General features: G+C 63.5%; 3 protein-coding genes. 2 read left to right on the forward strand and 1 reads right to left on the reverse strand.

The window, feature by feature from the left end; translation table 11 throughout:
• The first annotated feature begins 22 nt into the window (after positions 1–22).
• Positions 23–1198 carry a molecular chaperone DnaJ gene (dnaJ, locus tag BST12_RS13270; RefSeq protein WP_083113591.1) on the forward strand — a complete coding sequence of 392 codons (1176 nt, stop codon included), beginning with the start codon at positions 23–25 and terminating at the stop codon, positions 1196–1198.
• The gene (locus BST12_RS13275) at positions 1198–1581 is read left to right on the forward strand and encodes a heat shock protein transcriptional repressor HspR (RefSeq protein ID WP_083113592.1); all 384 of its coding nucleotides are present in this window, start codon (positions 1198–1200) and stop codon (positions 1579–1581) included. The genes dnaJ and BST12_RS13275 overlap by 1 nt, the downstream gene beginning before the upstream one ends.
• Here BST12_RS13275 and BST12_RS13280 read toward each other — a convergent pair whose 3' ends face one another.
• A complete protein-coding gene (locus BST12_RS13280; RefSeq protein WP_083113593.1) occupies positions 1582–12138 on the reverse strand; it encodes a PPE family protein in 10557 nt (3518 codons plus the stop codon).
• Between the last annotated feature and the right edge of the window lie 87 nt (positions 12139–12225).

The following is a 12225-nucleotide window of genomic DNA, read 5'->3' on the forward strand; positions in this document are numbered from 1 at the left end:
GGGTGCGAGGGGGTGACGCAATATGGCCCAGCGTGAATGGGTCGAAAAGGACTTCTACAAGGAGCTGGGCGTCTCCTCTGACGCCAGTCAGAAAGACATCAAGACGGCCTACCGCAAGCTGGCTTCCGATCTGCATCCGGACAAGAACCCCGGCGGAGCCGAGCGGTTCAAGGCGGTCTCCGAGGCCTACAGCGTCTTGTCCGACGAGGCCAAGCGCAAGGAGTACGACGAAACCCGCCGGCTGTTCTCCGGCGGGGGCTTCGGTGGCGGCCGCCGGTTCGACGGCGGTGGCTTCGGTGGCTTCGGTGGTGGCGGCGGCGACGGCGCTGAATTCAACCTCAACGACCTGTTCGAGGCCGCGGGCCGCTCGGGCGGCGCCAACATCGGCGACCTGTTCGGCGGCCTCTTCGGGCGCGGCGGCAGTCCGCGTCCGAGCCGGCCGCGGCGCGGCAACGACCTGGAGACCGAGACCGAGCTGGACTTCCTCGAGGCCGCCAAGGGCGTAGCGATGCCGCTGCGGCTGACCAGCCCGGCGCCGTGCACCAACTGCCACGGCAGCGGTGCCCGGCCGGGCACCAGCCCCAAGGTCTGTCCCAACTGCAACGGCTCGGGTGTGGTCAACCGCAACCAGGGCGCGTTCGGCTTTTCCGAACCGTGCACCGATTGCCGCGGCAGCGGGTCGATCATCGAGCACCCCTGCGACGAGTGCAAAGGCACCGGCGTCACCACCCGCACCCGCACCATCAATGTGCGGATTCCGCCCGGCGTGGAAGACGGGCAACGGATCCGGCTGGCCGGGCAGGGCGAAGCCGGCCTGCGCGGTGCCCCGTCGGGCGACCTGTATGTGACGGTGCACGTGCGGCCGGACAAAATCTTCGGCCGCGACGGCGACGACCTGACCGTCACCGTTCCGGTCAGCTTCACCGAATTGGCTTTGGGCTCAACGCTTTCGGTGCCCACACTGGACGGAACCGTTGGCGTGCGGGTGCCCAAGGGCACCGCCGACGGCCGTATCCTGCGGGTGCGCGGACGCGGCGTTCCCAAGCGCAGCGGCGGCAACGGAGACCTGCTCGTCACCGTGAAGGTGGCCGTTCCGCCCAATGTGGAAGGTGCCGCCCAAGAGGCGCTGGAGGCCTATGCGGCGGCCGAGCGGTCCAGCGGGTTCAACCCCCGGGCCGGATGGGCAGGTAACCGCTGATGGCCAAGAACTCTAAGCGAGAAGAGTCGCGGACATTTCTGATCTCGGTGGCCGCCGAGCTGGCCGGCATGCATGCGCAGACCTTGCGCACCTACGACCGGCTCGGCCTGGTCCGGCCCGAGCGCACCTCGGGCGGCGGACGCCGGTATTCGCAGCATGACGTCGACTTGCTGCGTGAGGTGCAGCGGCTTTCGCAGGACGAGGGCGTCAACCTGGCCGGGATCAAACGCATCATCGAGCTGACCAATCAGGTTGAGGCGTTGCAGTCCCGGCTGCGGGAGATGGCCGACGAATTGACCGTTCTGCGTGCCAACCAGCGCCGCGAGGTCGCGGTGGTACCGAAGAGCACGGCGCTGGTGGTCTGGCAGCCGCGCGGTCGCTAGTTAGGGCACGTTGTCGTTGAGGAAGCCGGACAGGTTCTGGCCGAAGTTCCCGACGCCGGAGATGAAGGCCTGCGTCATGGCGTCCAGGATGCTGGTGTTGTAGATACCCGAGAGGGTGTTGCCCAGGTTCGCCCAGCCCGATTCCAGCGTGCCGTGGTTCTGCAGACCTGAATTTCCGACACCGCCGGAGTTGAAGAAGCCCGACGTCTCGGTGTAGATGTTGCCCAGCCCGGACACCGCGCCGTCGACGGCGTTGAAGAAGCCCGACGCGCCGCCCGCTCCGTCGTTGAAGAAGCCCGACGACGGGGCGGTGCTGGAATTGAAGAATCCGGGGGACTGCTGCCAGTCGAAACCGAAGGTGGTCGGGCCCACCGAACCGTTGCCGATGAAGCTGAGCGGGTTGGAGATGTTGAAGCTCAGCGGTGTTTCGGGGTTGAGCACGCTCGGATCGATGGTGTACGGGCCGAGGTGTTCGGTGGTGATCGGGATGGTGAACGAGACGTGCAGCACACATCCCACGAAGGGGATGTAGAGGATGCAGATGGTGGTTTCCAGGCTGATGGGTATCGAGAACTCGGCAAGCGTGAACGCCTCTTGAGTGATGGCGTTGATGGTGCCGGTGATCGGTATTTCAATGTCGCCCTGGATGTCGTAGTTCCACGGGATCGACGGAATGGTGACGTGGTAGCTCAACGCCCCTAGGCCCTGGTAGTCGCCGCGCCAGAAGAAGCCGTTGCTGTAGTTGCCGGCGATGAAGGCGCCGGTGTTGACATTGCCGGAGTTGGCAAAGCCGGTGTTGGAGTTGCCGGTGTTGAAGTAGCCGGTGTTGTAGTTGCCCGGGTTGAAGCCGCCGGTGTTGTAGTTGCCCGGGTTGAAGCTGCCGGTGTTGGTGCTGCCCGCGTTGAAGAAGCCGGTGTTGTAGTTGCCCGAGTTGCCGAAGCCGGTGTTGACCATGCCGCTGTTGAAGAACCCGGTGTTGGTGTTGCCGTTGTTGCCGATACCGGTGTTGTAGTTGCCGGTATTGCCGATACCCCAGTTCCCGGTGCCCGAGTTGCCGATGCCGATGTTGTTGGTGCCGGAGTTGAACAGGCCGATGTTGCCGCTGCCCGAATTCCAGTTGCCGAAGCCGGTGAGCGCGTTGCCGGTAAGGCCGATGCCGATGTTGCCGTCGCCGGTGTTGCCGAATCCGATGTTGCCGTTGCCGGTGTTGCCGAAGCCGATGTTGAAGCTGCCGGTGTTGCCGAAGCCGAAGTTTTGCAGGGCCGCCGTCACGCCGGGGCCGGCGTTGCCGAAGCCGATGTTGCCGCTGCCGACGTTGCTGAGTCCCCAGTTGCCGCTGCCGATGTTGGCGCCGCCCAGGTTGAGGTCGCCGATGTTGGCATTGCCCAGGTTGAAGCTGCCGATGTTGCCGCTGCCGAGGTTGTAGTTGCCGATGTTGGCGCTGCCGAGGTTGAAGAATCCGTGGTCGGCCAGCCCGAAGCTGAACGTCGTCGCATCCGGGCCGTTGCGGAACCAGCCGGCCAGGTCGGTGCCGATGTTCTGCCAGCCCGACACGCTGGACGGGTTGGCGGTCCCGGTGTTGAAAAAGCCCGAGATGGTGTTGCCGAGGTTGGCGAAGCCCGACTGCAGCGAACCGTAGTTCTGGATGCCGGAGTTGCCGATGGCTCCGATGGCCACGTTGGCCAGACCCGAGTTGTTGCCGAAGTTGAAGAAGCCCGACGCGCTACCGGTACCCCAGTTGACGAAGCCCGACGACAGCGCGGTCGTTGAGTTGAAGAAGCCGGGGGTGGGCTTGAGGTCGATGAGCGGAACGTAGGCGGGACCGAAGCCGCCGGTTCCGCCGATGTGGATGATGGTCGAGCCGTCCGGGGCGCCGATGTTCATCTTGATCGCGGGCTGCGTGCCGAAGTCGATCACGATCGGTGTGTTCGACGGGGCCGAGGGGTCGCCGCCGTGGATGTTGATCGGCCCTATCGGGGCGAAGACCGTGCCCGAGACGATGGCCAGATCCACGGTTCCGCTGGCCGGGATCTGCGGAATGGTGACCGCCGGGATGGAGATGTTGGTGATGCTGCCGACGATCGGGATGTTGACCGGGGCGTCGACGGTGAGGTAGGCGGGGATCCGGTCCATGACGATCGTGTAGTTGTAGGACAGCAGTCCCTGGCGGTCCGCCCGCCAGAAGAAGCCGTTGTCCGAGCTGCCGGTGATGAACGCCCCGGTGTCGTAGTTGCCGGAGTTGGACCAACCGGTGTTGTAGTTGCCGGTGTTGTAGGACCCGGTGTTGAAGTCGCCCCGGTTGGCGAATCCGGTGTTGAGATTGCCGATGTTGAAGGCGCCGGTGTTGTAGTCGCCGGGGTTGGCGATGCCGGTGTTGAAGTTGCCGGTGTTGAACAGGCCGGAGTTGCCGGTGCCGGTGTTGCCGATACCGGTGTTGCCGGTGCCGGTGTTGCCGATGCCCCAGTTTCCGGTGCCCGAGTTGCCGAAACCGACGTTGCCGGTGCCCGAGTTGAACAGGCCGATGTTGAAGCTGCCGGAGTTGGTGCCGCCGATCCCGATCTGGTTGTTTCCCGACAGTCCGATGCCGATTCCGCCGGTGCCCATGTTGCCGATGCCGATGTTGCCGGTGCCGGAGTTGAACAGGCCGAAGTTGGCGGTGCCGGAGTTGAACAATCCGGTGTTGCTGGTGCCCGCGTTGAAGAATCCGGTGTTGGCGAAGCCGGAGTTCAGCGAGCTGAAGCCGGACTGGTTGTCGCCGGTGAGCCCGATGCCGACGTTGTTGTTGCCGGTGTTGAACAGGCCGATGTTACCGTTGCCGGCGTTGGCCCAACCCTGGTTCCCGTTGCCGGCGTTGGCAATTCCGACATTGTTGTCGCCCAGGTTGAACAGGCCCATGTTGTTGGTGCCGAAGTTCAGCGGGCCGAACCCGACCTGGTTATTACCGGTCAGGCCGATGCCGATGTTGCCGTTGCCGGTGTTGCCGAAGCCGAAGTTGCCGTCGCCGGTGTTGCCCCAGCCGACGTTTCCGCTGCCGGTGTTGCCGAAGCCGATGTTGTGCAGTGCCGCCGTCAGCCCCGGGCCGGCGTTGCCGAAGCCGAAGTTTCCGCTGCCGATATTGCCGTTGCCGAAGTTGGCGTCGCCGACGTTTCCGAAGCCGAAGTTGGCGTTGCCCAGGTTGCCGCTGCCGATGTTGAAGTCGCCGACGTTTCCGCTGCCGAGGTTTCCGTGGCCCAGGTCGGCCAGACCGAGGTTGATGACGGGTGTTCCGGCCGGGCCGCGGAACAGACCGGACAGGTCGGTGCCGAAGTTCGCCAGGCCCGAGAGGTGGCCCGCGGTGGCCAGGTCGGCGGTGCTGGTGTTGTAGAAGCCCGACACGGTGTTGCCCAGGTTGGCCCAGCCCGACTGCAGCGAACCGAAGTTCTGCCAGCCCGAGCTGCCCAGGGTGCCGATGTTGGTGTTGCGGAAGCCGGAGAGGTTGGCGCCGAGGTTTCCGAACCCGGACACGGTTCCGGTGCCGTTGTTGAAGAAGCCTGACGAAGGGCTGCTGGTGGTGTTGCCGATGCCGGGAGCGGGCTGGATGTCGAGCAGCGTGATGTTGACGGGCCCGGCGCCACTGCGAATCGCGATCGGAATACCGTTGTTGGGTCCGCCGATGGTGACGTCGACGACGGGCAGGGTTCCGGTGACGGTCGGGATGGTGATGGGCCCGATGCTGAAGTTGGTGATCTGCAGGGCGTTGATGGTGATCGGCGGAATGGTGAAGCCGTTGACGGCCAGGGTGTTGAAATCGGCGTGGATTGGAATGTTGATCGGGATGTTGATGTCGAAGGTCAGCACCGGGAATTGCGGGACGTAGAAGGCGTAGTGAACACCGATCAGGCCCTGGTAGTCGGCGCGCCAGAACATGCCGTTGTTGTAGCTGCCGGCGTTGAAGGCGCCGGTGTTGACGTTTCCGGCGTTCGCCAGACCGGTGTTGTAGTCGCCGCTGTTGAAATGGCCGGTGTTGTAGTCGCCGGAGTTGAAGCCGCCGGTGTTGAAGCTGCCGGTGTTGTAGCTGCCGGTGTTGTAGTCGCCCGGGTTGGCGAATCCGGTGTTGGTGCTGCCGACGTTGTAGAGACCGGTGTTGTAGGTACCCGCGTCGGCGATGCCGGTATTGCCGGTGCCGGCATTCCATAGACCCCAGTTCCCCGGGCCCACGTTGCCGATGCCGGTGCTGGCCACGCCGGCGTTGCCGATACCGAAGTTGCCGGTGCCCGAGTTGCCGATGCCGACGTTGCCGGTGCCCGAGTTGAAGAAGCCGATGTTGTTGGTGCCCGAGTTGAACAGGCCGGTGTTGCCGCTGCCCGAGTTGAGGCCACCGAAGCCGAACTGTCCGTTGCCGGACAGGCCGATCCCGATGTTGTTGCTGCCGGTGTTGGCGAACCCGATGTTGTTGCTGCCGTTGTTGGCAAAGCCCTGGTTGTTGCTGCCCAGGTTGCCCAGGCCGAAGTTGTAGTTGCCGAAGTTGCCCAGGCCGACGTTGTAGTCGCCCAGGTTTGCGGGGCCGATGTTGTAGCTGCCCCGGTTGCCGGCCAGGAAGTTGAAGTCGCCGATATTGCCGCTGCCGAAGTTTCCGCTGCCGACGTTTCCGAAGCCGAAGTTGTTGCTGCCGAGGTTTCCGCCGCCGACATTGCCGTTGCCGATGTTGGCGAAGCCGACGTTGGCGATCGGGTTGTTGTTGAAGAATCCGGCGATGTTGTTGCCGACGTTCTCGACGCCGGAGATATTGCCGGGCATCGCCAGACCCAGCGTGCTGGTGTTGAGGAAGCCGGAGACGTTGTTGCCGAAGTTGGACATCCCGGAGAGCAGGTCGCCGAAATTCTTGAATCCGGAGATTCCCGAAGTGCCCGAGGTGAGGTTGAGGAATCCGGAACTGTTGCGGCCGGTGTTGCCGAAGCCGGACACGGTACCGGAACCGGAGTTGAAGAAACCTGACGACGGCGAGGTGGTGGAGTTCGAAAAGCCCGGTGTCGCAGGGATATTGAGGGTCGGGATCTTGATGGGCAGCAGGCCGCCGTCGCCGCCGAGGTCGATCAGCGGGTCCGGGCCGGCCCCGATGTTCATGCCTATCGGCGGCAGGCTGATCGCAATGTTCGGAATGAAGATCGCATTGACTTCGACCACCTTGGTGCTGATGCCGAAGAAACTCACGTCGACGGTCACCGGCGGAATGACGAAGCCGAACATGGTGAAGACGCCCAGGGTGCCGTTGATGGGGACGTTGAGGTAGATCGGGACGTGCATGTGCAGCGGGATGGCGGTGTCGGGAATCGAGACGGTCCAGTCGATGCCCCACAGACCCTGGTAATCGCCGCGCCACAGATACCCGTTGCTGTAGTTGCCCGAGTTGAAGAATCCGGTGTCGACGTTGCCGGAGTTGCCCAAGCCGGTGTTGTAGTCGCCGAGGTTCAGATGGCCCGTGTTGTAGGAGCCGGGGTTCAGGCCGAAGGTGTTGAAGCTGCCCACGTTGAAGCTGCCGGAGTTGTAGCCGCCGACGTTGCCGACGCCGGTGTTGACGTTGCCCGGGTTCAGGAATCCGGTGTTGACGTTGCCGGCGTTGAGGATGCCGGTGTTGGTGTCGCCGGTGTTGCCGATGCCCCAGTTCCCGGTGCCGGAGTTGGCGATGCCGATGTTGCCGCTGCCGGAGTTGAACAGGCCGATGTTGTTGCTGCCGGAGTTGAAGAAGCCGCTGTTGCCGCTGCCGGAGTTCCAGGCGCCGAAGCCCTGCTGGTTGTTGCCGGTGAGTCCGATACCGATGTTGTTGCTGCCGGTGTTGGCGAACCCGATGTTGTTGCTGCCGGTGTTGGCGAAGCCCTGGTTGGAGCTGCCGGCGTTGCCGAAGCCGAAGTTGTAGTTGCCCAGGTTGGCCAGGCCGATGTTGTAGTCGCCGAAGTTGCCGGGGCCGAAATTGTATGAGCCGCGGTTGCCGTCGAAGATGTTGTAGCTGCCCAGGTTTCCGCTGCCGAGGTTGGCCGTTCCCAGATTCCCCAGGCCGATGTTGAAGTCGCCGACGTTTCCGAAGCCGACGTTGTTGGCGCCGACGTTGGCCAAGCCCAAATTGAACGTCGTCACCCCGGCCACCTGGTCGCGGAAGAAGCCCGCGATGTTGGCGCCGTGGTTGAGCACACCCGAGACGTTGGCCGGTGTTCCGACTCCGGTGTTGAGCAGGCCCGAGACGGCGGTGCCGAAGTTGGCGATGCCCGATTGCAGGCTGCCGTAGTTCTTGAAGCCCGATGTTGCGCCGTTGGCGTAGTTCTGGAAACCCGAGACGTTGGAGCCGAGATTGCCGAAGCCCGATACCGTTCCGCTGCCGAGGTTGAACAGGCCCGAGGACGGGTTGGCCGTCGAGTTGAAGTAGCCGGTCTGCGCCGGGATGTTGAAGACCGTCCAGTCGGCGGGGCCGAGGGTCGCCGTGGCCGGGACGAAGATCTTGGTCGAACCGTCCAGCGCGCCGATGTTGAACACCACCTGGGGGCCGGTGCCCGTCACCGGCGGAACGGTGACCGAGTTGATCACGCCGGCCAGGATCGGGACGCCACCGACGGCCGGGGTGAACCCGAAGTGGACGTCCTCCAACGTGATTCCGCTGTACAGGGTGTTGGTGAAACCGGCCGTGATGGGAATGTTGATGGGCGCCGTGATGTCGACGTGGCCGGGGATTTCGGGGATATGAATGACGTAGCTCGAGCCCCAGAGGCCTTCGGAATCGCCGCGCCACATGATGCCGTTGCCCATGTCGCCGGTGATGAACGCACCGGTGTCGATGGTGCCCTGGTTGGCCAAACCGGTGCTGTAGTTGCCGGCGTTGTACAGGCCGGTGTTGTAGCTGCCGCGGTTGGCGATGCCGGTGTTGGCATCACCCGCGTTATACCAACCGCTGTTGTAGTTGCCGGCGTTGGAGAAGCCGGTGTTGGCGATGCCGACGTTGAAGAGGCCGGTGTTGGTGCTACCGCTGTTGCCGATGCCGGTGTTGAGGCTGCCGGAGTTGCCGAAGCCGAAGTTTCCGTTGCCGGAGTTGCCGATACCGATGTTGTTGCTGCCGGAGTTGAACAAGCCGATGTTGCCGGTACCGGAGTTGAAGCCGCCGGCGAAGTTGATGCCCACCTGGCCGCTGCCGGTGAGCCCGATGCCGATGTTGTTGTCGCCGGTGTTGCCGAAGCCGATGTTGTTGTCACCGGTGTTGCCCCAGCCGTAGTTGTTGCTGCCGGTGTTGCCGAAGCCGATGTCGTTGAGCGCCGCGGTGAGCGTGGGACCGGCGTTGCCGAACCCGATGTTGCCGCTGCCGATGTTGCCGCTGCCGATGTTCAGGCTGCCGATGTTGCCGCTGCCGATGTTCAGGCTGCCGACGTTGCCGCCGCCGAAATTGAAATCGCCGATGTTGCCGCTGCCCACATTCAGCCGGCCCAGGTCGCCGAGGCCCAGATTGAAGAAGGTGCCGTTGTTGTCGCGCACCAGACCCGACAGGTCGGTGCCGATGTTCGAAAAGCCCGAAACGTTGCCCGGCGTAGCGAAATTCGCCGTGCTGGTGTTGTAGAAACCCGAGACGCTGTTACCCAGGTTCGCCCAGCCCGACTGCAGCGAGCCGAAGTTCTGAAAGCCCGAATTGCCCAGTGCGCCACTCAAACCGCTGTTCAGCCAGCCCGAGGTGGTGGCGCCGAAGTTGCCCCACCCAGAGGTGCCGCCGGCGCCGGAGTTGAAGAAGCCGGACGAGGGGTTGGTGGTCTTGTTTCCGAACCCGGGGGCGGGCTCGATGTCGATGAACGTGATGGTGCGGCTTTCGATGGCGCCCACGAAAGTGATGGGAACGTTGATGTTCGGGCCGCCGATGCCCACCGTCACGTTGGGAATGGTGATGGCGGACCCGCCGAGGATGACCGGACCGAAGTAGAAGAAGCCGCCCAGGTAATAGGTTTTAGGGAAGACCGTACCGGCCACCGTGACCGGAATGACTTGGCCGCCAAGGTTCATCACGCTATCGACCGGAATGATCATCTGTTCGTTAATCGGGACGTACGGAGTGGTGTACGACAGGTGCAGGGATATCTGGCCCTGGTTGTTGCCGGCGACGAAGATGCCGTTGTTGAAGCTGCCGGTGTCGAAGGCGCCGGTGTTGACGTCGCCGGGGTTGAAGAAGCCGGTGTTGGTGTCGCCTGGGTTGAAGAAGCCGGTGTTGACGTTGCCGACGTTGTAGCTGCCGGTGTTGGTTTGGCCGACGTTGAACCCGCCGGTGTTGTAGCTGCCGGCGTTGAGCCAGCCCGAGTTCAGCAGGCCGGCGTTCATCAGGCCCGAGTTGTAACTGCCCGCGTTGGACCAGCCGGTGTTGCCGGTGCCGGGGTTCTCGTATCCCCAGTTGCCGGTGCCGGCGTTGAGCACGCCGACGTTGCCAGTGCCGGAGTTGCCGATGCCCCAGTTTCCGGTGCCCGCGTTGAACAGGCCGACATTGTTGGTGCCCGAATTGAAGAAGCCGTTGTTGCCGATGCCCGAATTCAGGGCGCCGATGCCGACCTGGTTGTCCCCGGTGAGCCCGATACCGAAGCTGTTGTTGCCGGTATTGCCGAAGCCGGTATTGCTGTTGCCGGTGTTGGCGAAGCCGCGGTTCAAGTTGCCGGAGTTGGCGAATCCGTTGTTGTTGTCTCCGACGTTGCCGCGTCCGACATTGCCGTTTCCCAGATTGCCGAAACCGATGTTGGATAGGCCGATGTTCGCGGCGCCGAAGTTCTGATTGCCGATATTTGCGCTGCCCAGGTTTTGGTTACCGATATTGCCGCTGCCGAAGAAGTTGTAGCTGCCCCAGTTGCCGCTGCCCACAATGTTGTAATCGCCGAGGTTGCCGCTGCCCAGGATGTTGACACTGCCGACGTTCGCATTCGCGAGGATGTTGTAGTTGCCCACGTTGGCATTGCTGAGAATGTTCCCGATTCCCACGTTGGCAAAGCCGATATTGAAGGTGGTGGGCCCACGGAAAAAGCCGGACAGGTTGCTTCCGGTATTGAGGACACCGGAGGTGTACGCCGGTATCGTGACCGCCGTCAGGCTCGAGTTGAGCAAACCCGAAATGGTGTTGCCGGAGTTGAACAGACCCGATTCCTGGATACCGGTATTGGCGAAACCTGAATTGCCTATTGCACCCAGTGAGGAATTGAGGATGCCGGAGTTGTTGGCGCCGGAGTTGAGTATTCCGGATGCGCTGCCCTGCCCGCTGTTGAAGAATCCGGATGAGAACAGGGTGGTCGTGTTTCCCAGGCCCGGGCCGTTTTGTCCGTAGAACCAGCCCTGATTGTCGGCCCGCCACAGAAAACCATTGCTGTTGTTGCCGGAAATCAAAAGGCCGGTGTCGACGTTTCCGCTGTTCGCGAGGCCGGTGTTGTAATTACCGGTGTTGAAATAGCCACTGTTGTAACTGCCGATGTTGAAGCCGCCGGTGTTGCTGGAGCCCGGGTTGTAGCTGCCGGTGTTGAAATTGCCCGCGTTGCCGATGCCGGTGTTGGCCAGCCCCGCGTTGAAGAAGCCGGTGTTGGCGTCGCCGGAGTTTCCGATGCCGGTGTTGTAACTGTTGCCGGAGTTCCCGATGCCCCAGTTTCCGGTGCCCGAGTTGCCGATTCCGATGTTGCTGGTACCGGAGTTGAACAGACCGATGTTGCCGGTGCCCGAGTTCCAGCCGCCGAACCCTTGCGCACCGTTGCCGGTGAGCCCGATGCCGCGATTGCCGTTGCCGGTGTTGCCGAAGCCGATGTTGTTGTCGCCGGTGTTGCCGAAGCCGATGTTTCCGCTGCCGGTGTTGCCGAAGCCGATGTTGTTCAGCGCCGCCGTCAGCCCCGGACCCACGTTGCCGAACCCGAAGTTCCCGCTGCCGTTGTTGCCGCTGCCGATGTTGTTCGAGCCGATGTTGCCCGAACCGATGTTGAAGTTTCCGATGTTGCCGTTGCCGACGTTGCCCTGGCCGACGTTCGCCAGGCCCAGATTGCGGGCCAGTCGTTGCGCCAGAACGCCGATCGCGCTGGGCGCAGCCGCCGCGAAGGGGGTCAGCCCGGAGACGGCGGCCGAGGCGCCGGAGTAGTAGCCGAACATCGCGGCCACATCCTGGGCCCACATCTGCTCGTACTGGGATTCGGCCGCGGCGATCGCCGGGGCGTTCTGCCCCAGCAGATTCGAGATCACCAGCGAGACAAACTGTGTGCGGTTGGCCGAGATGACGGCCGGATGGACCGTCGCGGTCAGCGCCGCCTCGAACGCGGCCGCCGCCAGCCGGACCTGGGTGGCCGCCTCGTCGGCTTGCGCCGCCGCCGCCGACAGCCAGCCCAGATACGGGGCCGCTGCGCCGGTCATCGCCATTGACGCCGGCCCCTGCCACGAGAAACCCACCAGGTTCGCGGTCACCGACGAGAACTGGTTTGCCGCCGCACCCAACTCGCTGGACAGTCCGTCCCAGGCCGCCGCCGCACTCAACATCGGCTCCAGCCCCGCGCCAAGAAGTAGTCGCGCCGAATTGATTTCGGGGGGAAGGACCGCGAAGCTCACATCACCTGTCCCTACTGTTGAGCGCCGGAGTGGCTCAGCAGTCACGATTATTCAACAGATGTCGGATCCAGAATCGGCTTTGGGCAG

Origin of the sequence: Mycobacterium angelicum, assembly GCF_002086155.1 — a bacterium.
In the GTDB taxonomy this organism is placed as follows: Bacteria; Actinomycetota; Actinomycetes; order Mycobacteriales; family Mycobacteriaceae; genus Mycobacterium; species Mycobacterium angelicum.

Bases quoted from the DNA above. Each gene is read 5' to 3' on its own strand.
- BST12_RS13275 (WP_083113592.1), top strand. From the start codon at position 1,198: ATGGCCAAGAACTCTAAGCGAGAAGAGTCGCGGACATTTCTGATCTCG.
- dnaJ (WP_083113591.1), top strand. From the start codon at position 23: ATGGCCCAGCGTGAATGGGTCGAAAAGGACTTCTACAAGGAGCTGGGC.